This window comes from Rhizobium sp. No.120, from assembly GCF_054558365.1.
The window spans coordinates 208003-234442 of the sequence record NZ_BAAJNQ010000004.1 but is presented as its reverse complement, the minus strand read 5'-3'; the positions used below and the strand labels follow the sequence as shown (position 1 = coordinate 234442).

Genomic DNA, 26440 nt, shown 5'->3' with positions numbered 1-26440 from the left:
TTCAATATCCGTCCAACTACACAATTATCAATCACCATTTGGTGAGCAATTTCACGATCCTTTCAATAATCTGCTTTGGAAGAATTGAGTGGCAGAGATGGACGGCGGCATTGTGGGTTCTCGAATGCTAAAATCGGCGATCGACAGCGGGACGTGTGGTTATCTGACGATCGATCTGGCCGCGCTATGCCGGAACTATGACAAGTTATCCGCCATCGTGGTGCCGGCGAAGACGGCTGCCGTCGTCAAGGCCGATTCCTATGGGCTCGGTGCCAATCAAGTATCGAAAGCACTCTACGACCGCGGGTGCCGGCAGTTCTTCGTCGCCCATTTTATCGAGGCGCTGCGCCTTCGCCCGCAACTGCCTGGCGATGCGATGATCTTCGTATTGAATGGCCTGTTGCCTGGCGACGAAGCTACCTGCGCCGATGGCGGCATCGTGCCTGTCATCAATTCGCTCGATCAGCTGCAGCAGTGGTCGCGGACCGCACGGTCCCTTCAGCGCAGGCTCCCCGCAATTCTGCAATTCGATACAGGCATGTCGCGCCTTGGCATTCCGCCGGAAGACAGAAGTGCCGTGACCGCTCATCTGCAGACATCCGAAGACATCGATATCCTGTTCATCATGAGCCATCTTGCCTCCGCGGATGAGGCCGGCAATGCACAAAACGCCGATCAGCTCGCCGAAATGCGTCGCGTCGCAGCGGAATTCGCGCAATATCATGTCTCTTTCGCAAATTCCGGCGGCATCTTTCTCGGCGGAGACTTCCACGGCATACTGGCACGCCCGGGGATTGCGCTTTACGGCGGCGCTCCGACCGGCGGTGTTGCCAACCCCATGGAGGCCGTCGTTCGGCTCGATGTCGCAGTCGTACAGACGCGAACCGTTCCGGAGGGCGCGCGGGTTGGCTATGGCGGCGTGCATGTGACCAAGGGCCAGACCCGGCTTGCGACGATCGGCGCCGGCTATGCCGATGGCCTGCCGCGCAGCCTTAGCGATCGCGGCGCGGTCTATTATAATGGCGTTCGCCTGCCGATCGTCGGCCGCGTGTCGATGGACAGCACGACAATCGATATCAGCGCCTTGCCCGAAGGCGCGCTCTCTTTCGGCAGCATGGTGGAAGTGCTCGGAGATCATCAGACGGTGGATGATCTTGCGCGCGACGCCGGCTTGATTTCCTATGAAATCCTGACCAGTCTCGGCCATCGCTTCCACCGTCAATATCGCTGATCTTCCCATCTCTCAAGTCTCTGAGGACATCATGAAAGTCGTCGTTCTGGGTGCCGGCATCATCGGCGTGACGTCAGCCTATCAGCTTGCCAAGGCCGGGCATGAAGTCACCGTCATCGACCGGCAGCAGGGACCGGCGCTGGAGACGAGTTTTGCCAATGCCGGCGAAGTCTCCTTCGGCTACTGCTCGCCCTGGGCGGCACCCGGCATTCCCATGAAAGCCATCAAGTGGCTGTTCATGCACCACGCGCCTCTCATCCTGCGCCCGAAGGTCGATGGCGCCATGCTCTCGTGGCTCGTCAAGATGCTCTCCAACTGCACGTCGGAGCGCTATGCGATCAACAAAAGCCGCATGCTGCGCCTTGCCGATTACAGCCGCATTTCCCTCGCGGCCCTTCGTGAAGAGACGGGCATTGCCTATGACGAACGCATGCAGGGCACGCTGCAGCTCTTCCGCACGCAAGCGCAGCTCGATGCATCGGCCAAGGACGTCAAGGCCTTGGCAGCCGACGGCATCCCCTATGAAGTGCTCGATCCCGACGGCTGCATTCGTGTCGAACCGGCTCTCCGGCATGTCCGCGGCAAGATCGTTGGCGGTTTGCTGACGCCGAAGGATGAGACAGGCGACTGCTTCAAATTCACCAATGCGCTTGCTGCGAAGACAATCGAGCTCGGCGTGAAATTCCAATACGGCACGACGATCAAGGGGCTCGACATCGAAGGCAGCCAAGTACGTGGCGTGGTGACCGATCGTGGACGCCTGAATGCCGATGCGATCGTTGTTGCGCTTGGCAGCTATTCGCCGCTGCTGCTGAAACCGCTCGGCATCAACTTGTCCGTCTATCCGGTCAAGGGCTACTCGCTGACGATCCCGATCACCGATGCCTCGCGCGCACCGGAATCGACCGTCATGGACGAAACCTACAAGATCGCCATCACCCGCCTCGGCGACCGCATCCGCGTCGGCGGCATGGCTGAAATCTCCGGCTATACCAATGATCTTGGCCTTGCGAGGCGCCGGACGCTTGAGCATTCCGTCACCGATCTCTTCCCCGGCGGCGACGTTGCCAAGGCCTCCTTCTGGTCGGGCCTGAGGCCGATGACGCCGGACGGCACGCCGGTCATCGGACCTACGAAGATCAAGGGGCTTTATCTCAATACAGGTCACGGCACGCTGGGATGGACCATGAGTTCCGGCTCGGCCCGCGTCATCAGCGATCTCGTCAGCGGCCGCAAGCCTGATATCGACGCGACGGACCTCGCCATCAGCCGCTACGCCTGACAAGCGGCTTGCGCATAAGCGCTCCAGAAAAGCGGCGGGCTGATTGCCCGCCGATTTCGATCAATGCCGCGGAATTCGTGGCAGGAAGATCGTGAATAGTCCCAACAACGGCAGATACGAGCAGAGCGTATAGACGAAGGGGATGCCATGCGTGTCGGCAAAATCTCCGAGAGCCGCAGCCCCCAGTCCGCCCGCGCCGAAAGCGAAGCCGAAGAAGATGCCGCCGATCAGTCCGACACGGCCGGGGATCAGCTCCTGCGCAAAGACCACGATCGCCGGGAAGGCCGAGGCGAGCACGAGGCCGATGACGATAGTCAGGACGCAGGTCCAGAACAGGTTCGCATAGGGCATCAGCAGCGCAAAGGGAATGACGCCGAGGATCGAGAACCAGATCACGAAACGCGCGCCCAGGCGATCGCCCACCGGCCCACCCATGATCGTGCCGACGGCGACCGAGCCGAGAAAGAGGAACAGCATCAGCTGCGCATCGCGGACATCGAGATGGAACTTGTCGATAACGTAGAAAGTGAAATAGCTGGATATGCTGGCCATATAGACGTTCTTCGTCGCCGTCAGCAGAATGAGGATGGCAAGCGCCCACATCGCCTTGTTCCGCGCGATCGGCAAGGCGCGGCTCGGTGCAGGACGCGCTGACTGCTGGCGACGATGGTTGATGAACCAGTTGCCGACCCAGCTCAGAACGATAAAGCCGATGACCGCGAGCACCGAAAGCCAGGCGACGCTTTTCTGGCCGTGCTGCAGAACGAAGAACGCGGCAATCAGTGGCCCGATCGCCGAACCGGCATTGCCGCCGAGCTGGAACAGCGACTGCGCCAGGCCATGACGTCCGCCCGAAGCGAGACGTGCAACGCGCGATGCCTCAGGATGGAAGACGGCCGAACCGAAGCCGATCAGGCTTGCAGCAATCAGGAGTACGCCGAAACTACCGGCATAGCCAAGCAGCAGCAGGCCCGAAAAGGTGCTGACCATGCCGACGGGCAGCGAATAGGGCATCGGCCATCTGTCGGTGACGATACCCACCACCGGCTGCAGCAGGGATGCGGTAATCTGGAACATCATCGTCAGCAGGCCGATCTGCACGAAATCGAGCGCATAATTCTCTCTGAACATCGGGTAAAGCGATGTCAAAAGCGACTGCATCGTATCGTTCAGCAGATGACACGTACTGACGGCCATGACGACCGACATCGTCGTCTTCTGATATCGGGCCTGCGTGCCCAAGACTTCCGCAACCATAGGGATAATCCTTCCTGTGCCGGCAGATCTGCCGAGCATATGACTTGATCCGCCTTTACCACGGCTTGCGTGTGTCCTTCTTTCGTGTTCTGGTCCAATAGTTTCTCGATTGGGCCAAAATGGAAAAGCTATCGAAACAGTTGCTGGCAACCCTCGACAATGACCATGTGCAAAACATGCGCTGGATGGAAGATTCGCCTGCGGATATCCTCGTCCATAGTGCCGAGCCGCCACAGGGCTATACCGTTCCGTGGCACCGCCACCGCCGCACGCAACTCCTGTGTATCTTTGCCGGCGTCGCCCTGATCATGACGGCGCGCGGCCGCTGGATGGTGCCGCCCGGTCATGCGCTTTTCATTCCCGGTGGGCTGGAACATTCGATCGAGATCCTGAGCGATGTCAGCATGAAATCCGTCTACGTGACGCCGCGCGGCCAGCCGCTGAAGGATGAGGCGCCGCGCGTCGTCGAAGTGACGGACCTCGCCCGCAGCCTGCTGTTGGAGGCCATTCGGCTGCGGGAAGCACCGGTCACCCATCGAAAGGCGAGACTGGTCCTGTCTCTGCTCGTCGAGGAAATCGCGACGCTGCCGGAACGTCCCCTTGGTCTCCCCTTCCCATCCGACCGTCGGATGGCCGCGCTCTGCCGCGACTATCTGTCCACTCCATCGCCGAATGCCAGACTGGACGATTGGGCGGAAAAGCTTTCGGTGAGCCGCCGGACCTTCACACGGCAGTTTCGCAGGGAAACGGGCATCAGCTTCACCACATGGCGCCAGCAGGCGAGCGTCTTTGCCTGCCTGCCGCAGCTTGCCGAGGGCCAGCCCGTCACCAATGTCGCGCTCGAAGCCGGCTACGAGAGCGTGGCCGCCTTCACTACCATGTTTCGCCGTATGCTCGGCACCTCGCCGCGCAGCTATATGGCCAGCCGCTGGACCTTTGAGCGACAATCGGCTTGAAGCTCCTCTTGAAATGATCGTGTGCTTCCGGCAAACAGCCCTGAAGAGCGAGGGCAAGCACATGCGGCATATTCACATCGTCGGGATCGGCACGGGAAACCCCGAACATCTGACCGTGCAGGCGATCAATGCGCTGAACGCGGCCGATGTCGTCCTCATCCCTAGCAAGGGCGCGGCCAAGAGCGAGCTTGCCGACGTCAGGCGCGAGATCTGCCAGCGCTATGTCACCAATCCAGCCACGCGCTACGTTAGTTACGACGTGCCCTCACGCCAGACGGCGGACCGCAGCTATATGCAGAGCGTCGATGAATGGCATGACACGATTTCCGCGACCTACGAGCGGCTGTTTCTCGAACATCTGACGGAAAGCCAAAGTGCCGCCTTCCTCGTCTGGGGCGATCCGGGCCTTTATGACAGCACGCTTCGCATCCTCGAGCGTGTCGTCGGTCGCGGCAAAGTCGCTTTTGATTACAGCGTTGTTCCCGGCATCACCAGCATCCAGGCGCTGACGGCAAGCCATCGCATCCCCCTCAACCTCGTCGGCAAGCCGGTGCAGATCACCACCGGCCGACGGCTGGCCGAGAGCTTTCCGGGCATTGCCGAAACGGCCGTCGTCATGCTCGACGGCGAGCAGGCCTTCAGCAAGATCGACGACCCCGATGCCTATATTTATTGGGGCGCCTATCTCGGCACGAAGGATGAGATCACGATCGCGGGCAGGCTGGCTGAGGTTTCCGAGCGCATTCTTGCGACCCGCGCGGAGGCGCGCGCCAGGCACGGTTGGATCATGGATATCTATCTTATGCGCAAGGGGCATGATTTCGACGATCGAGACTAAGGTGCGACCAAGAGTCCGGCACCAAAACGTTTGCCCGCCAAGCTCGTTTGTGCAAGGACATGTCCCCTATGAAGGGCAGTTTTATGGTTGCGGCCAATGCTGAGACGATGACGGGTCAAACGTGCCTCTCACAGGAGACGGCCAACCATGATCTTTTGGCATCGCCCCTGCCCTCCACGGTTCGCGGCGTCTGCCCCTCCTTGAGCGCACCGATGCAGACGGGCGATGGACTGCTGGTGCGCCTGCGACCATCGACGCCGGGTCTGACGGTTGCCCAGTTTCGCGCTTTGGCCGAGGCCGCTCAAAGGCATGGGAACGGTCTGATCGAGATCACCGCGCGGGGCAATTTCCAACTGCGCGGTTTGACACCGCAAAGCATGCCGGGACTGGCCGCCGATATCGACCGCGCCGGCATCGTGCCGGAGAGCGGCGTCGTGATCGAAGTCCCGCCGCTCAGCGGTATCGATCCGTCGGAGATTGCCGATGCGCGGGGGCTCGCTCAACGACTGCGAAGCGCTATCGGTTCCCTTCATCCCAAGCCGGTGCTCGCTGCAAAGCTAGCCATCATCGTCGACGGCGGCGGCCGCCTCGTCCTTGACGAACTCTCAGCGGATATCAGGCTGAAGGCCATCAATACCGCTGACGGCAGGCAACTGTGGAGGCTTGCAATTGCCGGAACACAGGCGACGGCCACGCCGCTTGCCAACTTGACCGGTGACCAAGTGGTTCCCGGTGTCGTGACGCTGCTGAAAACCTTGACCGCAATCGGACCCCGTGCCCGGGGTCGCGATCTGAATGCCGCGTCACTGCAAGCTCAATTTCCCATCTCTCCTGACCTCGCTCGCAGAGAAACCATCCAGCCGGTCCCTCCTGTGGGCGTCATCCCGCTCGATGACGAACACTCCGTGCTCGGGCTGCGCCCTGCCTTCGGTCAGATCTCCGCACAACACCTCATTCGCTTTCTTGGCATTGCGGAGGCAGCGGGTGTCCGTGAAGTCCGGACGGGACCGGAACACAGCCTGCTGCTGCTCGGCCTTTCGCTTGATCAGATCGAAAGTATCCAGACTGCCGCAGCCGATTGTGGCTTTCAGACACGCGTCGACGATCCGGCAAATTATGCAATTCCCTGCGCCGGTGCCGGCGCATGTGCTTCCGCATATTATGCGACGAAAGAGGCCGCCGCCGATCTGGTGGGAGTGGGGGCGGACCTGCTTGACGGCTCATTCAAGGTGCATCTATCCGGCTGCGCGAAAGGCTGTGCCCATCCCTCCCCGGCGATGCTGACCATTGTCGGTGCTGCAACAGGCTATGCTATTGTCGTAAATGGGTCATCATCATCGGACCCCGTGGCTTACATCCACAAGGAAGGCCTGAAATCGGCGCTGGCTGCGCTCGGGAAACTGGTACGGAACAACAAAGCTGCTGGCGAATCGGTACAGCAGTGTCTTAAACGGCTCGGCCGGGACGCAATCGCGACGGCTTTACGACAGGGATAGAAATGCCTGACTATGACTATATCCGCGAGGGAGATGCGATCTACGAACGCTCCTTTGCGATTATCCGCAGCGAAGCCGATCTCCAGCGTTTTCCCGAAGCCGAGGCCGATGTCGCAGTCCGCATGATCCATGCCTGCGGATTGGTGGAAGCGGCAGAGCATTTTCTCTTCTCCCCCGATTTCGTCATATCCGCCCGCAAGGCACTCTCTGCCGGCGCACCGATCTTCTGTGATGCTGAAATGGTTGCCCGTGGCGTCACCCGCTCGCGCCTGCCTGCTGCCAACGAAGTAATCTGCACCTTACAAGATCCGCGCACGGCAGAAATCGCCAAAACCATCGGCAACACGCGCTCGGCCGCCGCCATGCATCTTTGGACCGATCGGCTTGCTGGCTCCGTCGTTGCCATCGGCAATGCGCCGACGGCCCTCTTCCATCTTCTGGAAATGCTGCGCGATGGTGCGCCGAAACCTGCCGCCATCATCGGCATGCCCGTCGGCTTCGTCGGCGCGGCGGAATCGAAGGATGCCCTTGCCGAGAACTCCTATGGCGTCCCCTTTGCCATCGTGCGCGGCCGGCTGGGCGGCAGCGCCATGACGGCAGCCGCCCTTAACGCTCTCGCGAGGCCGGGCCTATGAGCGCGCCATCGAATGGAAGCCTGATCGGCGTCGGCACTGGCCCCGGCGATCCCGAACTGCTGACGGTCAAGGCCGTCAAGGCTTTGGAGCGCGCCGACGTGGTCGCCTATTTTGCCAAACAGGGCAGAGGCGGCAACGGCAAGGCCATCGTCAGCGGCTTGCTGAAAGCGGACGTGACGCTGCTACCGCTCTACTATCCCGTCACGACAGAGATCGATAAGGACGCGCCGGAATATCTCCGTCAGATTACCGCCTTCTATGACGCCTCAGCTGAAATGGTGGCGGCACATTTGCGGGAAGGCGAGACAGTTGCCGTTCTCAGCGAAGGCGACCCGCTCTTCTACGGCTCCTACATGCACCTGCATGTACGCCTTGCCGATCGCTTCCCGACCGAGGTCATACCAGGCGTGACGGCCATGTCCGGCTGCTGGTCGCTCGCCGGATTGCCGATGGTGCAGGGAGACGACGTGCTCTCCGTGCTCCCCGGAACCATGGCGGAAGCCGAACTTACCCGCCGCCTGGGCGATACGCAGGCCGCCGTCATCATGAAGGTCGGCCGCAACCTGCCAAAAATCCGCCGCGCGCTCGATGCTGCCGGCCGACTGGAGGAGGCGATCTATGTCGAGCGCGGCACGATGGCGAACGGCGCCATGACGCCGCTTGCCAGCCGCGACGATGCCGAAGCACCGTATTTTTCCCTGGTTCTGGTCCCCGGCTGGGAAAGCAGGCCATGAGCGGGCGTCTCTATGTCATCGGCACAGGCCCTGGCAAGCCTGAGCAAACGACGCCGGAGGCGCTGGCTGCGGTCGCGGACGCTCACGAATTTTACGGTTACGGTCCTTATCTCGACCGCCTGACGCTGCGCGACGATCAGATCCGTCAGGCATCCGACAATCGCGAGGAGCTGGACCGCGCCAAGGTGGCGCTGCAGCGGGCGGCAGCCGGCGTCAATGTCTGCGTCGTCTCCGGTGGCGATCCCGGCGTCTTTGCCATGGCGGCCGCCGTTTGCGAAGCGATCGATCACGGCCCGGCGGAATGGCGGACAATCGACCTCGTGGTCGTGCCTGGCATTACGGCCATGCTTGCAGTGGCTGCGCGCATCGGCGCTCCTCTCGGGCACGATTTTTGCGCTATCTCGCTATCGGACAATCTGAAACCCTGGCCACTGATCGAAAACCGGCTTCGTGCAGTTGCCGAGGCCGGCTTCGTGATTTCGCTCTACAATCCGATCAGCAAGGCGCGGCCCTGGCAGCTTGGCAAAGCCTTCGAGATCCTGCGCACCGTCCTGCCCGATGCAACCCCTGTCATCTTCGGTCGGGCCGCCGGCCGGCCAGACGAGCGCATCGTCGTGGTACGGCTGAGCGATGCCGAGGCGGCACAAGCCGATATGGCGACCTGCGTCATCATCGGCTCGGCCGAAACCCGCATTATTGTCCGGGAAGGACGCTCGGATCTGGTCTATACGCCGCGCTTCATCAGGGAAGAGACGAAATGATCGATCCGATCGAGCGCAGCATCCACCGTTTCGACCACCGGCAAGCCGGCGGTCTCCGCGCGCTCGACCATGATCACCTTGATTCCGAGCTGCCTTGCCGCCTCGATCTTCCCGTAGGTCGCGTCACCGCCGCTGTTCTTGGCGACGACGACCTCAATTCCATGCCGTCGCAGCATCTCGAACTCGTCCTCCCGGCGGAACGGACCCCGGCTATGGATGTAGCTGACGTGCGGCACCGTCAGCGGCGGCTCGACGGGATCGACACTGCGGACCCAGTAATGATGCTGGGGCGCCGCGTTCGCCTGATGCGCCTCCTGCCGGCCTGTCGCAAGGAAGACACGCAAAGGTGCATCGCCGAGGGCGGCGATAGCCTGCGACACGCTATGCACCGAGAGCCAGTCATCACCTTCGACCGGCACCCACGCCGGACGGCGCAACGCAAAGGCCGTCACAGCGCATTGAGTGGCCGCCTGGGCGGCATTGGCGGAAATGCGGGCCGCGAAAGGATGGGTCGCATCGATCAGCAGGTCGATCTCTTCGTCGTTGACATAGCGGGCAAGCCCCTCTGCGCCACCGAACCCGCCACTGCGCACCGGAACGGGCTGTGGCGCCGGATCGGCGGTTCGTCCGGCAAGCGACAGGACAGTGTCGAGATCGACGCGGGAGGCGAGTGCCGCCGCCAGCGCTCGGGCCTCGGTCGTACCGCCCAGGATCAGAATGCGGACCATGCCCATGGCTGAGACACCTTCAGTTCAACGCTGGCTCACTCTTATCGGCATCGGCGAAGACGGTCCAGCCGGTCTTGGCGATGAAGTCAAGCGGCTGATTGCCGAAGCGCCCATGGTCTTCGGCGGAGCGCGCCATCTCGACTTGATGGGACCTGTCATCACCGGAGAGACTCAGACATGGCTCTCACCATTCGAAAAATCCGTCGAAGCGCTGCTTGCCCGGCGCGGCAAGCCAACAGTGGTTCTCGCGTCAGGCGATCCCTTTTTCTATGGCGTCGGCGCGACGCTTTCGCGGAGTATTCCGACTGCTGAAATGACCGTCATTCCGGCACCCTCCTCCTTCAGCCTTGCCGCATCCCGGCTCGGCTGGCCCTTGCAAGAGACGACGGTTTTGTCGCTCCACGGACGGCCGATCGATCTCATCCGGCCGCATCTGCATGCTGGCCGCAAGATCCTGGCGCTGACATCCGATGGCAAAGGCCCCGCCGAATTGGCCGCCCTGCTGCAGAGCTCTGGCTTCGGTCCATCCGAACTGACGGTTCTGGAAGCGCTTGGCGGTCCGCACGAAAAACTCTCGCGGGAAACTGCGGCTAGCTTTAGCCACTCTGGTATCAACGATCTGAACATCTGCGGCGTCGAGGTCAAGGCGGAAGTCGGCGCGCGGATTTTGCCGCTAAGCGCAGGCCTCCCCGACGAGCTTTTTGAACATGACGGCCAGATCACCAAGCGGGAGATCCGCGCGATGACGCTATCCGCGCTGGCGCCACGTTATGGTGAGCTGCTCTGGGATATCGGTGCCGGCTCCGGCTCGATCGGCATCGAATGGATGCTGGCCGATCCGTCACTGCGCGTCATTGCCATTGAGGCTTCCGTTGAGCGCGCCGCTCGAATCCGCCGAAACGCGGCGAATTTCGGTGTACCGGGCCTGACCGTTGTCGAAGGCGAGGCGCCGGCTGCTCTTACCGGCCTGCCGGCACCGGATGCGATCTTTATCGGCGGCGGCGGCAGCGATGCCGGCGTGCTGGAGGCCGCCATCGGCCAATTGAAAAGCGGCGGCAGGCTGGTCGCCAATGCCGTCACGACCGAAATGGAAGCCCTTCTGCTGGCCGAACACGCTCGCCGCGGCGGCTCGCTGATCCGCATAGACATTGCACGCGCCGCACCTGTCGGCCGCATGACCGGCTGGCGGCCGACCATGCCGGTGACGCAATGGTCGTGGACAAAGCCATAATTCAGAATGAGGTAGAGCGATGACAGTGCATTTCATTGGCGCAGGCCCCGGAGCCGCCGACCTGATCACGGTGCGCGGCCGGGATCTGATCGGCAAGTGCCCGGTCTGCCTCTATGCCGGCTCGATCGTTTCGCCCGAACTGCTGCAATACTGCCCGCCCGGCGCACGTATCATCGACACTGCACCGATGTCGCTCGACGAGATCGAGGCGGAATATCTGAAGGCGGCTAAAGCGGGTGAGAATGTCGCGCGCCTGCATTCCGGTGACCTCTCGGTCTGGAGCGCCGTCGCCGAGCAGATCCGCAGGCTGGAACAGCATGGCATCGACTATACGCTGACTCCCGGCGTTCCCGCTTTTGCGGCCGCCGCTTCCGCGCTCGGACGCGAGCTGACCATCCCGGCTGTTGCTCAAAGCCTTGTTCTGACCCGCGTTTCAGGCCGCGCCTCGCCGATGCCGAACAGCGAAACACTGGAAAAATTCGGCGCGACCGGCGCGACGCTCGCGATCCATCTGGCGATCCATGCACTCCAGGAAGTCGTCGAGGATCTGACGCCGCTTTATGGCGCGGACTGCCCGGTTGCGATCGTCGTCAAGGCATCCTGGCCTGATGAGCGGATCATTCGTGGCACGCTTGCCACGATCGAGGCAAAGGTCGCCGCAGAACCGATCGAGCGCACCGCGCTGATCTTCGTCGGCCCATCGCTTGGCGCCAGCAATTTCCGCGAAAGCTCGCTTTACGATCCCACTTATCAGCGTCGTTTTCGCGGTCGGCAATAAAGTCGGGCACCGTTGCAAATCGCCTCGAAATTTCCTCTAGTCGATACCAACCGCTGCGTGGAACGAGGATCAGGACATGCAACGCATAACCATCACCATCGACGACGATCTTTTGGAGACGATCGATAAGATCAGCGCGCAGCGGGGCTATGCCAGCCGCTCGGAGACGCTGCGCGATCTCGTTCGTGATGCCGTCACGCGCGCGCAGCCGACCGTGGATGGCAAAGCTAGATGCTACGCCGCCCTCACCTACGTCTATGAACATGAAACCCGCGACCTGTCGCGCCGCCTGACGACGGCACAGCACCATCATCATGATCTCTCAGTCTCGACACTCCATGTTCACATCGATGGACATGATTGCCTCGAAGTCTCCGTGCTGAAGGGCAAAACGGATGACATCAGGGCATTTGCCGACAGTGTGGTGACGCAGCGCGGCGTGCGCTTCGGAAACCTGCACATCATCCCATCGGACGACGGCGCAAAGCGCTCCGAGACGCATTCGCATGATTGAGCAGGCAGATGAGTCACCCGCAGACTGCTCGGTCAGAGCCGATCGGCGATATAAGCAATGCTTTCCTTGAGAGCCGCAACCGGTTCCTTCAGAGCATGCACCGCCGGGGCAAAAGGCTCGAAAGACGCGGGGCCGGCATAGCCGGCAGACAGCAGTGCCCGGAGTTGGCCGACATTGTCGAGACGATCCTTCGCATCGATAAGGACACGATGCGGATCGCGCATGTCTGCAACGGAGACATTGGGATCGATGACACCGGAAATATGCACGAGCCCGGTCAGTTCGGGGAAGATTGCGATTTCACCGGCGAGGTGGTGGTGGAACGTATCGTGCACGAGCAGGAAGGTGGATCTCGCACCGAGTTCCTCGATCGCCGCTGCTGCTTCGCTCTTCAGGCGAAGCGAGCAGATCTCGAAGCCGAGCGGCTCTACCAAGCCGATGATGCCGGCGGCTTCCAGCATCGGCTTCAGGGCTGACAGCGCCTTACGGAGATTGGCACGCCGCGCCTCCGGCTCGCGGCCGCTACCGTCATTGACCGGAACAAGGACGAGCGCCCTGGCGCCGCAATCGCGCGCATAATCAATCAGCTCCGCCGCCTCGCGGGCGCGCTCGTCGTTCCACTCATTGAAGCGCTGCAGAGCATTGATCGATATGATGGTCAGCCCATGCTGCGCCGCGAGCTCCTTGACGGCGGCGGCCGACGTGCTATCCAAGATCGCGTTCCCGGCAAGATCATTGCGGATCTCAACGCTATCGATGCCTAGCTCTTTTGCAGCTGCAAAGAACGATTCGAGCGTCAGTGATGGCGCGCACATATGATTGAGCGCGAAGCGAATGGAACTCATGATAGGCACTCCTCCTCAAGGCATCCGGCAGCAAGAAACATTCCTAGTCGCCGCGCCTGCTTCGCTGGAAGGACTAGCGATATTCCCATCCTTCTTCCATCGGGCCTAACCATCATTTTTGATAGAATTCTCGGCAAAATGATGAAACTCCATCATAAATGCTAAATGTTTTCCGAGACGAAAATTTCAAACGGCAGGAAGCTCTGCCCGGGAACGGCCGCCTCACCGCTCTCGACGGACTTGATCATAAGGCTCATCAACTCCCTGCAAAGCGCTGGCAGCGGCGTGCCGATCGCCATGGCGACAACATCGTCGGCTAGTGCTGCCCTCGATTCCGGTGTCAACTCGTTGACGACGGCGATCAGCTTGCCGGACAAACGCTCCTCGCGAATGGCAGAAATTGCACCCTCCATGCCGCCGCCGCAGACGTAAAGGCCAATCAGATCGGGATGCTTCTGCAGGAGATCGAGCGTCGCTTCATGGGTAATCTCGGGCGTGTCGAGATTGATCAGCGTATCCAGCACCTCGAAGTCAGGCGCATTTTCGCGGAAATAGGAGCGAAAGCCAATTTCGCGCAGCTCATGGCCAAGGAAGCGGTGGCTGCCGACGAAGCAGGCGACCTTCCCCGGGCGCCGTGCGGAGCGCGCGATGATCCAGGCCGCCGTGCGCCCGACCTTGCGGTTGTCGACGCCGATATAGCCCTGGCGCGCCGTTGTGGAGAAATCCGACAGCAGGGAAAAAACTGGAATGCCTTTTTCCTTCAGCTCCTCGATTGCGGCGGTGACGGCCGGATAATCCGGTGCGACGAGTGCGACGGCCTGACTGCGTGACGCCACCGTCTTCAGCGTCTCGACGATCGCCGTCGGTGTCGAGGCTGCGACGAAGTCGATCTGGGCGTTGATGCGCGCGGTCGTGACCGCCTGCGCCGCCACTGAAAGCTCCCTGGCAAAGGCCTGGTAGAAGGCTTGAACCGGCTTCTGCAGGACGAAGCCCAATCGATATTGCGGCAGATCCTCGAAGACACGCTGTCGCAGGAGGCCCACGGCGTGATAGCCGATTTCCTGCGCCGCCTCATAGACGCGCCGTGCGGTTTCCTCGCGCACGCGATGACGCCCATTCAGCACGCGATCGATCGTCGCGACGCTGACGCCGGACGCCTTGGCAAGATCCGCAATAGTGGGGCGACGCATGACTGCTCCTGCGATATATCATCATTCATGAAATCATATTTTGATGTGTTTTGATAGATTCCATCATTCCTGCATTGAGGCAAGCGAAAAGTCGATCTATCGTTTCGGCATCGAGGGCGGTGCGCTGTTGCGCATCGCGGGAGGCAGGAATGACGACGATAATCAAGCGTGACTATGATCTGCTCGGCGCAAGCGGCAGATTGGCGGTGGAAACGGGCCTTGCGGCCGCCGAATGGTATCATACGGATATCACGCGCAAGGACATGAAGGCGCTGATGCGGCGCTCGGATGCGCCTGCTATCCGCGACACCATCATCTGGCTTAGCAGCATGATGATCTTCGCCGCACTTGGCGTCTATTTCTGGGGATCCTGGATCTGTGTCCCCTTCTTCCTGGCCTATGGCGTGCTCTACGGTTCGGCCTCGGACAGCCGCTGGCATGAATGCGGTCATGGCACGGCGTTCAAGACGCGCTGGATGAACGACGCGGTCTATCATCTCGCCTGCTTCATGATCATGCGCAATCCGGTCACCTGGCGCTGGAGCCATGCGCGACATCACACCGATACCATCATCGTCGGCCGCGATCCGGAAATATCAGTCATGCGGCCGCCGGATCTCCTGCGCCTCGTCCTGAATTTCTTCGGCATCCTCGATGCCTGGCATGCGATCGTCGATATGTTGCGCAATGCTTGCGGCGTCGTCAGTGCAGCGGAAAAAACCTTCATTCCCGAGATGGAGCAGCCGAAGGCGATCCAGATCGCCCGCATCTGGCTTGCCATCTATATCCTCACTATTGCGAGCGCGATCGCCATAGGCTCGATCCTGCCGCTGATGCTGATCGGGCTTCCCAGACTCTATGGCGCCTGGCATCACGTTCTGACCGGTCTGCTGCAGCATGGCGGCCTTGCCGACAATGTCACCGACCACCGGCTGAACAGCCGTACCGTTATGATGAACCCGATCAGCCGCTTCATCTATTGGAACATGAACTACCATGTCGAACATCACATGTTCCCGATGGTGCCCTATCACGCGCTGCCGCAGCTGCATGCGATGATCAAGCATGACCTGCCGGCTGCCAATCCGTCCATCTGGTCGGGCTATCGCGAGATGATTCCGGCATTCCTGCGGCAGTTGCGCAACGAGGATTATTTCCTGAAGCGCGAGCTGCCGCCGACCGCGCGGCCCTACCGCGAGGAATTTCACGGCGAGCTACCGGCCGCCGCCGCTCAATAATACCTGACATAAAAAGGGAGGAAACGATGAACAATTGGATCAAAGTTTGCGCCGTCGATGCGATCGATGAAGAGGATGTCATTCGCTTCGACCATGATGGGCGAACCTTCGCCGTCTATCGCAGCCCTGAGGATGATTATTTCGCCACCGACGGTCTGTGCACGCATGAGAAGATCCATCTCGCGGATGGCCTTGTCATGGACAATATCATCGAATGTCCCAAGCACAACGGCCGCTTCGACTATCGCACCGGCGAAGCCAAGGGCGCCCCGGTCTGCGTCAACTTGCAGACCTATCCGGTCAAGATCGAGAATGGCATCGTCTTCATCGGGCTCTGAGGAGGCAAGCGTGGCTCATTTCGTCATCGTCGGGGCCGGGGAATGCGGCGGCCGCGCTGCCTTCGCGCTTCGTGAAAAGGGATTTGCCGGCGACATCACGCTTATTGGCACCGAGCCGCTGGCCCCATACGAACGCCCACCGCTGTCAAAAGGCGGGATCGATAAGGCGCCAGAACCGAAGTTCATCGCCGCATTGGAGCTTTATCGGGCGCAATCGATCAATCTGAAGCTCGAGACGACGGTGACAGCGATCGATCCCGCGATGAAAACCATCAGGCTCTCGGATGGACAAACGCTCAGTTATGCTAAACTTCTGCTTGCAACCGGAGCCGCAGCGCGAGGATTTCCAGGTGTCGACGGCGCGTCGCAGCGCATCCGCGTGCTGCGCACCCATGCGGATGCCGTGGCCTTGCATGCAGCCCTTCATCCCGGACGGCACATCGCCATCATCGGCGGCGGTTTCATCGGCCTCGAGCTGGCGGCAACGGCGCGTATCCACGGGGCCGACGTCACCGTCATCGAAGGCCTGCCGCGCGTCTTGAAGCGCGGCGTGCCCGAAGAGATCGCCGAGGCGATTACCGAACGCCAACGCCAGGAAGGCGTGGATATTCGTTGCGGCCACACCATCGAAGCCTTGCAGGAAGAAACCGACAGGGCGGTCGTTCGTCTGGCGGGCGGCAAAGTCATCTCCGCGGACCTGTTGCTCGTCGGCATCGGCGCTCTGCCGAATGTCGCGCTGGCGGCGGAAGCAGGGCTCGCGATCGACAATGGTATTGCCGTCAACGAGCGGCTGGAGACCTCCCATGCCGACATCTATGCGGCAGGCGACTGCTGCTCGTTTCCGCTGGCGCTTTATGGCGGAAGACGTGTTCGCCTTGAATCTTGGCGCAATGCGCAGGAACAGGCCAATCTGGCCGCCGCCAACATTCTGGGAGAAGATGCAGAAATATCGGCCGTTCCATGGTTCTGGTCCGACCAATATGACTTGACTCTGCAGATCGCCGGCCTGGCGGACGAAGCAACCATTCATATCAGGCGCGACCTCGACAACGGGGCATTCATTCTCTTCCATCTCCATGCGGACGGAAGACTGCTTGCCGCCAGCGGCATCGGCCGCGGCAATGCCATCGCGCGCGACATCCGTCTTGCCGAAATGCTGATTGCCGTCCGCGCGCATCCGGATCAGGCCGCTCTGGCGGTAAGCTCCGTCAAGCTGAAATCGCTACTTACAGCATAATATCGCCGTCGGGCCTTGACGCGGGAGATCGAAGCATAAATGTCTTCCCCTCCCGGCCAATGGAGGAAGCAATGAAAATACTCGGCATATCAGGCAGCCTGCGTAAAGGCTCCTTCAACACGGCTCTACTCCATGCCGCCGTCGACCTGACACCAAGTGGTGTCGAGCTGATTGCCCGCACCATCCACGGAGTACCGCTTTATGACGCCGATCTGGAGGCCGCGGACGGCATTCCGGAAAAGGTGCGCGAGCTCAAGGATTTAGCTATCTCGGCCGATGGGTTGATACTGTTTACCCCGGAATACAACAATTCGCTTCCTGGCGTCTTCAAGAATGCCATCGACTGGATGAGCCGCCCCTCCACCGATATCGCGCAGGTCTTCGGGGGCAAACCGATCGCGGTTCTCGGCGCTTCGCCTGGCAATTTCGGCACCATTCTCAGCCAGAATGCCTGGCTGGCGGTCTTGCGTACGCTCGGCGCTGAAGCATGGTTCGGCGGCCGGCTGATGGTGTCGCGCGCCGGCAGCGTCTTCGATGCCGACGGAGCGATCGTCGACGAAAAAGTAATGCACAATCTCTCGGCCTTCCTCGAAGGCTTCAGCGCTTTCGTTGCAGATCGTGGGAAAGGCTGATCAACGGCTTTCCGGGTCAACTGAATGCAAACCGAAAGTCTATGATTGGGCCGAGGAATAGCCTAAGGTGAATCGAGGCGCCGGACCCGGCGTCTCCGGGGCCTCGCACATTCTCTTCCTTCGAAAATCATGAAATCCAATAGTACCGGTTATGTCTTCACGCTGTTGGCCATCAGCATATTCGCCATACAGGACGGCATATCCAAACATCTTGTCAGTGCCTACCCGCCGCTTCTGGTGGCGATGATCCGCTATTGGGCCTTCATGCTCTTTGCCGTCGCGATGGCTTCGCGCGCGCCGGGCGGCTTGCGCCGCAACGTCAGGACCAAGCAGCCTGTCCTCCAAATTGCCCGCGGCCTGCTGCTTGCTGCACAGATCGTCGTCGCCATTTCGTCCTTCGTCATCGTCGGCCTTGCCCATACTCAGGCGATCTTTTCATCCGGCCCGCTAATGGTGGCCTTGCTCTCCATACCGATCCTCGGGGAGAAGGTCGGCTGGCGGCGATGGTTGGCCATCTGTTTCGGCTTCGTTGGCGTGCTGTTGATACTGAAGCCGGAAAGCGGCGCCTTCGATGCGCGCTTCCTCGTCCCGCTTTTCGGTGCGCTGCTATTTTCGCTCTATGTCGTGCTGACGCGCTATGTCAGTCGCGAGGATGGCGCCATGACCAGCTTTTTCTATACGGGTGTGGTGGGCGCCGCCGCCATGACCTGCATCGGGCCGTTTTTCTGGACGCCGCTTGCGCCACATGACTGGATCTTCATGGGCATTCTCTGCCTGACGGGCGTTTCGAGCCATTATTTCCTCATCCGCGCCTACGACATGCTCGACGCGGTGGTGATCCAGCCGTTGACCTATCTGCAGCTCGTCTTTTCCGCCCTTATCGGCGTCACCATATTCGGCGAAAGATTGAGCGCGCCCATGATTGTAGGCGCGCTCATCGTCGTTGCGGCGGGCATATTCACGATCTGGCGGGAACATGCACTGGCGAGAATCCGGCTCAAGGCCGGCAAGGCATCCGCAGGCTAAGCGTCCACCTCTGCACGCGGCTGCGCCTCGGTGTAGTAGCTCACATATTTCTGCCGGTAACGCTCGGTTCCGCCAAAGTCGCTGTAGCGCGGCAGTTCCGACATATCGGTCTTATTGAGGATGACGCCGAGAATGCGCGAGTTGATCTGCGGCTCCTGTTCCAGCACATGGCGCACCAGATTGGTCGGGGTTGCACCCCATTCGGTCACCAGCAGAAAGGCATCAACCTGCGGCGCAAAGGCCTTCGCGTCGATGACGGGACCGAGCGGCGCAAGGTCGACGATGATGTAGTCGAACATCTTGCGCGCATTCTCCATCAGCTGCTGCATGCCCTGAGAGGACAGAAGCTCGCTGGTGTGCAGCAACTGATCGCGCACCACGACCGGCAGGATGGCAAGCTTGGTGCGCGGATCGACCTTCACCGCATTCGTCCAAGGCACTTCACCAAGCACGGCTTCGATCAGGCCGGCGTGCGGCTGCGACTTGAGCGTCCGGCTAAGGCCCGGATTGCGCAAGTCGGCATCGATCAACAGCGTCCGCTTGCCGCTGCTGGCAAGCAGCGCCGCAAAATTGGCTGCCGTCGTCGACTTGCCCTCACCGGGAAGTGCCGAGACAACGCCGATGACGCGGTCGGCGCGGCCCTGCAGCATCACGTCGCTTGCGAGTTTCGCGTTTCTCAGGGTTTCGGCAAAGATCGAGCGAGGCGCCTCCACCGAGATGCGCATTATGCGCTCGAAAGCGACACCGTTTTCTCCCTCTTCCGCCGTTACCGGCTCCGCTCCGGCACCTACCTTGCGCGACTTTTTCTTGTTCTTGCCTTGCTGGCCGAGCAGCGGCAGATAGCCGAGGAACTTCAATCCGAGAGCAGCCCGCACATCGGCTTCGACGCGGAAGAAGCGATCGCGGAACTCCTGGAATGCGGCGACACCGCAGCCAACCATCAGTCCGAGAATGATCGACAGCGCCATGACGAGCGTCTTCTTCGGACTGGAGGGCGCGGTCGGCACACCTGCAAGCGAAATGACACGGGCCTTGGCGATGGGGAACGAGCGCTGCTGGGTGGCCTGTTCGAAGCGGCCAAGATAGGATTCATAAAGCGTCTTCAGCGCCGATGCTTTCTGGTTCAGCTCATTCAGGTGAACCAGCGACTTGTTGGCCTCGGAATTCTTGCCGACGACCTTATCGATGCTTTCGCGCAGCGATTCCGCCCGCGACTGCGCGACATCAAGCTCGTTCTTGTAGCTGGCGGTGAGCTGCTGAAGGACCTGATAGATCTGCCGGGTAATGTCCTGCCGCTCGGCCTTTAGCGCCACAGCCTGCGGATGGGTGGCACCGAAATTCTGCGTGACGTCCTGCTCGCGCTTTTCCACGGCGAGATAGCGCGTCTTCAGATCCTGCAGCACCGAATTATCCGTCGTGTTCGACGAGATGGTCGCATTTCTGACGGCGTTATCGGGGCCCTGGTCGATGATCGATTTATATTGATTGTATCGGGCGGCGGCGCTTGCCGTATCGGCTTGCGCGATGATCAACTGCTTGTTCAGGTCGGAAATCTGCTGTTCCGACATCAGCTCGCCACCGGTCGAGGTGAGACCATTGTCGGCCTTGTATTTCTCGACTTCGAGCGAAGCCTCCTGCGCACGTTGCCGCAGATCGTTCAAACGTTCCTGCAGCCAGACGGATGCACGTTCCGTCGCGTCGAAATTGGCGTTCAGCTGGTCAGTCAGATAAGCGTCGGCATAGGCGCGCGTGATCTTGGCGGCGAGAAGCTTGTCCGTCGAGCTGTAGGAGACGGCAATGACGGAGCTTCGTGTGACTCGCTCGACCTTCAGATTGTCCTGCAGAACGGCAGCGACCTTCTGGCGCTGGGCCTCACGCTGCTGCTCGGGCGTCATCGGCGGACGGCCAGGCGTGAAGACACTCACGATCAGGCCAACGCCGGATTTGAGCAACGCCGCCGGAGACGCGGGCGGATTGAGCAATGTGTTGTTGTCCGCAAGGCCAGCAGTATCGACGACACGCAGTGCCATCTCGTTCGATTTAAGGATTTCGACCGCGCTGGCAATCTCCATGTCCGCCTGCTGGCTGCTTGCCACCGGCGGCTGATCCTCGGCATATTTCGTCATGCTTTCGTCGAGCAATATCTGCGTCATCGACGTATAGCTCGAGGTGGCCGTCAACAGATAGATGACGGCCAGGATGACAAAGGCGGCCACGGCGAAAATGATGGTGCGGATGCGCCGGACCACGACGGCCATCAGCCGGTCGAGATCGATAAAGCTATCCTGCGACTCCGCTTGCGGGAGAGCGCTGTGGAAAGTGAAGTTCTTCTGATGCATGGCGACCACCTTGTCGGAGAAGCCCGAATGAACAATAACCATGGCCCACGGCCTTCCGGCCGCGGGCCACAATGTGACAGGCTTAAGCGGCGGTCATCTGCGCCTCGTGCGAGACGACCAGGTTGCGGATCGAGTCATAGACCAAGCCGCCGATATCGGCGCGAGCGAGCGCGAAGGCAACGTTCGCTTCGATGAAGCCGTGCTTCGACCCGCAGTCGAAGGTACGTCCGTTATAGACCTGGGCATAGAAGGACTGCGTCTCGGACAGCCGCAGCATGCCATCGGTCAGCTGGATTTCGTTACCGGCGCCACGCTCCTGACGAGCCAGAATATCGAAAATCTCCGGCTGTAGAATATAACGGCCATTGAGGTAAAAGTTTGAAGGCGCTTCAGACGGATGCGGCTTCTCGACCATTTTGGTCACGGCAAAGCCATGGCGCACGGACTCGCCCTTGCCGATAATGCCGTATTTCGACGTCTCTTCCGGAGCGCACTCCTCGACGGCGACGATATTACCGCCGGTCTCGTTATAGAGATCCATCAGGCCGGCCATGCAGCCGCGCATGCCGTAGCAGAGCATATCAGGCAGAAGCAGCGCGAAGGGCTCATCGCCGATCAGGTCGCGGGCACACCAGACGGCATGGCCGAGGCCGAGCGGCGCCTGCTGGCGGGTGAAGCTCACAGAACCTGGGCGCGGCAGAAGACGTTCCAATTCGGTAACCTGATGGCTCTTGCCGGCCCGCTGCAGCGAGGAAATCAGCTCCGGCGTGTCATCGAAATGATCTTCGATCGCCGACTTGTTGCGGCTGGTGACGAAAACGATGTGCTCGATACCAGCCTCGATGGCTTCATCAACGGCATATTGCACGACGGGACGATCGACGATCGTCAGCATTTCCTTTGGCATCGCCTTGGTGGCGGGCAGGAAACGCGTTCCGTTGCCGGCAACCGGAATGACTGCTTTTCTCACACGACGTTTGGGGTCCATGGCTCTATCCTTTGTTAGAGTGAGGGCCTGCGCCCATATTGGGCAGAGGGGAGGAAAGTTGAGAGGTAGGCGTCGGCTGGCGGCTGCTACGCAGCGACGCGGCCAACCGGCGAAAACGGGCAAAGACCGGCATGCTGAGATGGCGTACTGCCCGCGGATTGAGGCATGCGATCTTGAGCATCTCCTGCAGCTCGCGCTGCTTGATGCTGTCGACCAGCTTCAGGAAGGCGATGACTTCCTTCAGATTGCGCGTGCGACGCCTTTGTGCGGCAAGGGCAGCGGCTCCGAAATGGTGTTCGGCGAAGAACCTGGCGTCGGCGGCAAGCATGGCCTCGACATGGTCCTGCCGGAGAACGCGCGATATCGACCCATCGCGGATGTAATAGAGATAGCCCACGCTCGGCTCGACCACGCAGACGCCACCACGAGCAAGAGCAGAAGCGAGGAAAATATAATCCTCACCGATCCGCAGGGTCTCATCGAAGCGCAAGCGGTGTTTCTCGATGAAGGCACGCTCGAAGACCGGCTTCATATAGCCGAAATTGTGCTCCGACTGAAAAATCATGTTCGAGGCGATGAACTTGGCAAGCGTCAGTGTCGGCATGCGCGCAAGCATCGGCTCGGGAAACATCGGCAGTATCGTGCCGACGTCCTCGCGGATGACATCGAGATTGTCGACCGCGATCTGCGCTTCGGCTTTTTCCGCTCGGGCGATCAGGCGGGCCATGCGGTCCGGACGCAGGGCATCATCGGAATCGAGCACGGCCACCCAGCGGCCCCGGGCCGCGTCGAGCCCGGCATTGCGAGCAGCGCCCGGGCCGCCATTGCGGGCCATGGCGACAAGGCGCACACGCGGATCGGAATGGTTTCCGGCAATCTCACGCGTACCGTCCGTCGAGCAATCGTCGACCACGATCACTTCCATGCTGACGGCACCTTGCGCCAGCGCGCTGTCGATAGCGCGCTCGAGCGTTTCCTCGGCATTATAGGCAGCAATGACGAAGCTGACATCGGGGATGAAATCCGTCATTGCGGTGCTTTCTCCAGATTTCCGTATTGTTCGATTTCGCGGACTCCGAAAAGGCCGCTGACCACGCCGGCATGCATGATGCCGCGCAGCTCATAGCGATGCCGCTTGATAGGCGACGCGAAGAGCAGCGCTGCGGCCGCAAAGCAATAGGCGGATTTCGAGGCGGCAAGTGCGATCGCACGCCAGCGCCCGAGGCCTGCGGTTTCCAGCAGCATGCGACCATGGGTCTGGCCCATGCGGTACCGGCGCTTTGAGAGCCAGGAGACGGTCGCGCGCCCGTCCGGGACGGGTTCGTAGACCAGCGCATCGGCCGCGTAGGCGATCTTACCGCCGGCCTTATGCATATGGGTGAAGAACTCGGTATCCTCGCCGCCGCTGCGGCCGAGCGCGATATTGAAGCGCCGGCCGGCAAGCGAGGGCGCGGCGCGACGTAGCAACACATTGCAGGTGTAGCCGGTCAAGATCTCCCCCGCGACCCAGACAGGCAAAGTCGAATGAAAATCGCCGCGCCGCATCCACGCCGGAGCGGCATTCCCATAGACAGCCTGAACGGGACCGAGAACGGCGTCGGCGCCGGTCGTGTCAGCCATGATGAGCAATTCGCTCAGCCAGTCTTCCGAGGCCGTTTCGTCATCATCTATGAAAGCGAGGAAATCGCCGCTTGCATGATCCAGGCAGGCGTTGCGGGCAATCGAGATGTTCGATGCCGGGCAATGGACATAGACGATCTCGAAGGGAACGGCCGAACGCGTGGCGTCAACGCGATCCCGGGCACTCGGCGTTATATCGTTGTCGGCAACGATGATCCGGACGATCGCACCTGTGGGGATACTCAGCACGGCCAGCGACAGCAGAGTCTGATCGAGCTCTGGCCGCCTATAGGTGCAGACCGCAATATCGATCTTTATCGGGCGCCGATAAACCTGTGTCATGACGCCACCCTGCGATTGCGGAAGCTCAGGACTTCCATCCAGAAGCCCATCGACCAGGCGAAATGCATGACCATTGCGGAAATGGCTGCCAGTGGTCCATAGGGGTTCTTCTGACCGAGAGCGATCCAGAAGCCATAGGCGATGCAGGCGACGGCCCAGAGGCCAACCGGGATAACGGCAATCCAGTTAAGGACGGCAAGGAAAGCGCCGATGAAGATCGGCGCCACCGCAAGCGGCAGCATCTGTCGCAGGCTCGGCATGCTGCGATGCTTGAGAATATTGCGCGCGCGGCCGCGGCCGTACCCTAGATATTGTCTGAAGAGCGTCGGGATGCTGGCGCGCGGATAATAGGTCATGGCGGTCTTGTCGGTCAGCCAAATCCGGTAGCCCGCCTTGTTCAGCCGATAATCAAGCTCTGCATCTTCGTTATGGCTGAAGCTTTCGTCATAGCCGCCGACAGCGCGGAAGGCGACAACGCGCATCAGCGCGTGGTGCCCGTGCTCGGCCCAATGACCCTTGGCGCCTTCGCGATGCTTTGAGCCGCCATTGCCAAGCTTGGAATTCTGGGCGACGGCCGTCGCCTTCTGGAAGGCACTGAAGCCCATGGTACGCATGGCGACGACAACGGAATCGGCACCTGTCGCACCGGCCTCCTGAACCAGGGTCTGGCAGTAATCATCCGGATAGTCGCCATGGGCGTCGATGCGAATGAAATACTCATGATCGTCACCGAAAGTCTCGATGGCGAGATTGATCGCCGCGCTCTGCAGGCGCTTCGGATTATCGAGCAGGAGAACGCGCGGATCTCTCTCGGCTATCTGTCGCACGATCTCGCGCGTGCGATCGGTGCTGCCGCCATCAGCTACCACGATCCTGGCATCGAGTTCGTCGAGAGCCGGACCGAGCTTCTCGATCAGCGGCTCGATATGCTTTTCCTCGTTGAGGCAAGGAATAACGATTACGCAACGCATATCCCTTGAATTTCCGGTCGTCATTGCAATCCACCTCTATTGCGATGCAGTTGTGGGAGGGTCTGTATCTCGGTCATCTGCTCATTGGCGTGCGTCAGCGATGCCAGCCGCTGCACCAGCAGCTGACAGTCGGCGCGATCCACCATCCATTGCTTGTGATCCTGGGATGCCACGGCCTCGAAAGCGGCGAGATAGCGCTTTACGTCCATCTCACCCAAAAGCGCCGTCAGATGTTCGGCGTCGGCCTGGTCAAGGGTTAGCCCGATCTTTCGGCTGGCAAGAAATCTTGCCGTCTCCGTATCCTTGATCGCAATCGGCACGGCGCCGTAAAGACCGCCTTCATAGAGACGGTTCGGCAGCAGCCAGCTGGAATTCAGCCCCTCTTCGAAAAAGTCGATCGCCCAGGAAAACTGGACCTCGCCGTAGATCGCCGAGAGATCCTCGGGGTTCTTGTAGGCTCCGGCAAAATGCATGAAGGGTGCGTCACGGACGGTGCGGTCGAAATCGTCGAATTCGGAATAGGCCGGACGGCCGCGCAGAACGATCTCGAAACGGCCTTCCATCAGGCGCGAAAATTGGTCGAGCAGGGCCAAGGATTTGCGGCAACGAAGAGCGCCGAACCAGCCGATCTTCCATGGCTTGCCCGCAGCCGGCGGCCTCGCGGCCGATACGACGGCGCGCGCCGCAGACTCAAGCGCCAGCACCTTGTTTTCAAGCAGCATGACCGGCGCTTGCAGTCCGGAGCGGGGCCGGAAATAACGCTCGATGAAGGCGGGCGAACTGGTCACCAGCAATGACGCCTGCGAGCCGAAGTGACGCTCGGCACTGCGAAGCGCACTGCCCACCACATCATCGCGCAGCAGCAGCCTATGGATATCGAGGCATTCATAGACAACAGGCATATCGCCGCCGAAAACGGATTTGGCGCGATTGGCGAGCGCCAGCATTTCGAGATTGCGGCCGATGATGACGTCCGGTCTTGCAATGGAGCGCAGCGCGCTGCGCAATTTCGCCGCCGATTTGGCCACCGCCGCAATACGCTGTGCAAACTGGGCGTCCCGCGTCTTACCGAGCTCGATCGGCTCGACGCCACTAATGGCAGCCAGCGCATTGTCATCGCGCCGGAAACCCGCAAGCGTTACGAGCGCTCCGCCGGCCTGCAGCATCAGCACCCGCCTGCGTACAGCCGGATCGGCGAGATCATGAACGAAGTACAGTATATGCAGCATCAAA

General features: G+C 60.8%; 26 protein-coding genes. 16 read left to right on the top strand and 10 right to left on the bottom strand.

Features of this window, described 5'->3' with window-relative positions; all coding sequences use genetic code 11:
• Positions 1–97 precede the first annotated feature (97 nt).
• Together alr and ACYJRZ_RS15005 are read left to right on the top strand one after the other, a co-directional pair.
• Complete coding sequence (gene alr / locus ACYJRZ_RS15010; protein WP_459460596.1) at positions 98–1231, top strand: alanine racemase; 1134 nt, start codon at positions 98–100, stop codon at positions 1229–1231.
• A gap of 31 nt (positions 1232–1262) precedes the next feature.
• Positions 1263–2513 (top strand): D-amino acid dehydrogenase, encoded by a 1251-nt coding sequence (locus ACYJRZ_RS15005; protein WP_459460013.1) that lies wholly within the window; start codon positions 1263–1265, stop codon positions 2511–2513.
• Positions 2514–2573: 60 nt separating this feature from the next.
• On the opposite strand, the gene ACYJRZ_RS15000 is transcribed toward ACYJRZ_RS15005, so the two are convergent.
• Positions 2574–3770, bottom strand: a complete 1197-nt coding sequence (locus tag ACYJRZ_RS15000; protein WP_459460011.1) for an MFS transporter — start codon at positions 3768–3770, stop codon at positions 2574–2576.
• Between the two features lie 119 nt (positions 3771–3889).
• On the opposite strand from ACYJRZ_RS15000, the gene ACYJRZ_RS14995 reads away from it, so the two are divergent.
• From ACYJRZ_RS14995 to ACYJRZ_RS14970, 6 genes are all read left to right on the top strand, one after another.
• Positions 3890–4726: an AraC family transcriptional regulator gene (locus tag ACYJRZ_RS14995; RefSeq protein WP_459460009.1), complete on the top strand. Its 837-nt coding sequence runs from the start codon at positions 3890–3892 to the stop codon at positions 4724–4726.
• Positions 4727–4787: 61 nt separating this feature from the next.
• A complete protein-coding gene (gene cobF / locus ACYJRZ_RS14990) occupies positions 4788–5564 on the top strand; it encodes a precorrin-6A synthase (deacetylating) (protein WP_183808937.1) in 777 nt (258 codons plus the stop codon).
• Between the two features lie 68 nt (positions 5565–5632).
• Complete coding sequence (gene cobG, locus ACYJRZ_RS14985; RefSeq protein WP_459460007.1) at positions 5633–7060, top strand: precorrin-3B synthase; 1428 nt, start codon at positions 5633–5635, stop codon at positions 7058–7060.
• Between the two features lie 2 nt (positions 7061–7062).
• Positions 7063–7695 carry a precorrin-8X methylmutase gene (locus ACYJRZ_RS14980; RefSeq protein ID WP_183808935.1) on the top strand — a complete coding sequence of 211 codons (633 nt, stop codon included), beginning with the start codon at positions 7063–7065 and terminating at the stop codon, positions 7693–7695.
• Positions 7692–8429 carry a precorrin-2 C(20)-methyltransferase gene (locus ACYJRZ_RS14975; RefSeq protein ID WP_459460005.1) on the top strand — a complete coding sequence of 246 codons (738 nt, stop codon included), beginning with the start codon at positions 7692–7694 and terminating at the stop codon, positions 8427–8429. Before ACYJRZ_RS14980 ends, ACYJRZ_RS14975 begins: the two co-directional genes overlap by 4 nt.
• On the top strand, positions 8426–9190 hold the full coding sequence (locus ACYJRZ_RS14970; protein WP_459460003.1) for a precorrin-3B C(17)-methyltransferase: 765 nt from the start codon (positions 8426–8428) through the stop codon (positions 9188–9190). Before ACYJRZ_RS14975 ends, ACYJRZ_RS14970 begins: the two co-directional genes overlap by 4 nt.
• On the opposite strand, the gene ACYJRZ_RS14965 is transcribed toward ACYJRZ_RS14970, so the two are convergent.
• Positions 9154–9924, bottom strand: coding sequence for a cobalt-precorrin-6A reductase (locus ACYJRZ_RS14965; protein ID WP_459460001.1), 771 nt, complete (start codon positions 9922–9924; stop codon positions 9154–9156). The genes ACYJRZ_RS14970 and ACYJRZ_RS14965 overlap by 37 nt on opposite strands.
• Here ACYJRZ_RS14965 and cbiE point away from each other — a divergent pair.
• The 3 genes from cbiE to nikR all read left to right on the top strand — a co-directional run bounded on the left by cbiE (position 9908) and on the right by nikR (position 12441).
• The gene (cbiE, locus tag ACYJRZ_RS14960) at positions 9908–11149 is read left to right on the top strand and encodes a precorrin-6y C5,15-methyltransferase (decarboxylating) subunit CbiE (protein ID WP_459459999.1); all 1242 of its coding nucleotides are present in this window, start codon (positions 9908–9910) and stop codon (positions 11147–11149) included. The genes ACYJRZ_RS14965 and cbiE overlap by 17 nt on opposite strands.
• A 19-nt stretch (positions 11150–11168) precedes the next feature.
• The gene (gene cobM / locus ACYJRZ_RS14955) at positions 11169–11927 is read left to right on the top strand and encodes a precorrin-4 C(11)-methyltransferase (protein ID WP_459459997.1); all 759 of its coding nucleotides are present in this window, start codon (positions 11169–11171) and stop codon (positions 11925–11927) included.
• 76 nt (positions 11928–12003) lie between these two features.
• Positions 12004–12441 carry a nickel-responsive transcriptional regulator NikR gene (gene nikR, locus ACYJRZ_RS14950; protein WP_459459995.1) on the top strand — a complete coding sequence of 146 codons (438 nt, stop codon included), beginning with the start codon at positions 12004–12006 and terminating at the stop codon, positions 12439–12441.
• 32 nt (positions 12442–12473) lie between these two features.
• Here the strand turns inward: nikR and ACYJRZ_RS14945 are convergent, their stop codons facing one another.
• Complete coding sequence (locus ACYJRZ_RS14945) at positions 12474–13286, bottom strand: TIM barrel protein (protein WP_459459993.1); 813 nt, start codon at positions 13284–13286, stop codon at positions 12474–12476.
• A gap of 161 nt (positions 13287–13447) precedes the next feature.
• Positions 13448–14476, bottom strand: coding sequence for a LacI family DNA-binding transcriptional regulator (locus ACYJRZ_RS14940; protein WP_459459991.1), 1029 nt, complete (start codon positions 14474–14476; stop codon positions 13448–13450).
• A gap of 149 nt (positions 14477–14625) precedes the next feature.
• On the opposite strand from ACYJRZ_RS14940, the gene ACYJRZ_RS14935 reads away from it, so the two are divergent.
• The 5 genes from ACYJRZ_RS14935 to ACYJRZ_RS14915 all read left to right on the top strand — a co-directional run bounded on the left by ACYJRZ_RS14935 (position 14626) and on the right by ACYJRZ_RS14915 (position 18947).
• Positions 14626–15714, top strand: coding sequence for a fatty acid desaturase family protein (locus ACYJRZ_RS14935; protein ID WP_459459989.1), 1089 nt, complete (start codon positions 14626–14628; stop codon positions 15712–15714).
• Positions 15715–15740: 26 nt separating this feature from the next.
• Positions 15741–16052: a MocE family 2Fe-2S type ferredoxin gene (locus ACYJRZ_RS14930; RefSeq protein WP_459459987.1), complete on the top strand. Its 312-nt coding sequence runs from the start codon at positions 15741–15743 to the stop codon at positions 16050–16052.
• A 10-nt stretch (positions 16053–16062) separates the two neighbouring features.
• On the top strand, positions 16063–17289 hold the full coding sequence (locus ACYJRZ_RS14925; RefSeq protein WP_459459985.1) for an NAD(P)/FAD-dependent oxidoreductase: 1227 nt from the start codon (positions 16063–16065) through the stop codon (positions 17287–17289).
• Positions 17290–17360: 71 nt separating this feature from the next.
• A complete protein-coding gene (locus ACYJRZ_RS14920) occupies positions 17361–17921 on the top strand; it encodes an NADPH-dependent FMN reductase (RefSeq protein WP_459459983.1) in 561 nt (186 codons plus the stop codon).
• 129 nt (positions 17922–18050) lie between these two features.
• Positions 18051–18947: a DMT family transporter gene (locus ACYJRZ_RS14915; protein WP_459459981.1), complete on the top strand. Its 897-nt coding sequence runs from the start codon at positions 18051–18053 to the stop codon at positions 18945–18947.
• Here the strand turns inward: ACYJRZ_RS14915 and ACYJRZ_RS14910 are convergent.
• The 6 genes from ACYJRZ_RS14910 to ACYJRZ_RS14885 all read right to left on the bottom strand — a co-directional run bounded on the left by ACYJRZ_RS14910 (position 18944) and on the right by ACYJRZ_RS14885 (position 26436).
• Positions 18944–21286: a polysaccharide biosynthesis tyrosine autokinase gene (locus ACYJRZ_RS14910; protein ID WP_459460594.1), complete on the bottom strand. Its 2343-nt coding sequence runs from the start codon at positions 21284–21286 to the stop codon at positions 18944–18946. The genes ACYJRZ_RS14915 and ACYJRZ_RS14910 overlap by 4 nt on opposite strands.
• An 82-nt stretch (positions 21287–21368) precedes the next feature.
• Positions 21369–22274: a UTP--glucose-1-phosphate uridylyltransferase GalU gene (gene galU / locus ACYJRZ_RS14905; RefSeq protein ID WP_459459979.1), complete on the bottom strand. Its 906-nt coding sequence runs from the start codon at positions 22272–22274 to the stop codon at positions 21369–21371.
• A gap of 4 nt (positions 22275–22278) precedes the next feature.
• Entirely contained in the window at positions 22279–23304 is a 1026-nt protein-coding gene (locus ACYJRZ_RS14900; protein ID WP_459459977.1) for a glycosyltransferase family 2 protein, read from the bottom strand.
• The gene (locus ACYJRZ_RS14895) at positions 23301–24236 is read right to left on the bottom strand and encodes a glycosyltransferase family 2 protein (protein ID WP_459459975.1); all 936 of its coding nucleotides are present in this window, start codon (positions 24234–24236) and stop codon (positions 23301–23303) included. The genes ACYJRZ_RS14900 and ACYJRZ_RS14895 overlap by 4 nt, the downstream gene beginning before the upstream one ends.
• On the bottom strand, positions 24233–25207 hold the full coding sequence (locus ACYJRZ_RS14890; RefSeq protein WP_459459973.1) for a glycosyltransferase family 2 protein: 975 nt from the start codon (positions 25205–25207) through the stop codon (positions 24233–24235). The genes ACYJRZ_RS14895 and ACYJRZ_RS14890 overlap by 4 nt, the downstream gene beginning before the upstream one ends.
• A 20-nt stretch (positions 25208–25227) precedes the next feature.
• The gene (locus tag ACYJRZ_RS14885) at positions 25228–26436 is read right to left on the bottom strand and encodes a glycosyl transferase family 1 (RefSeq protein WP_459459971.1); all 1209 of its coding nucleotides are present in this window, start codon (positions 26434–26436) and stop codon (positions 25228–25230) included.
• Positions 26437–26440 lie beyond the last annotated feature (4 nt).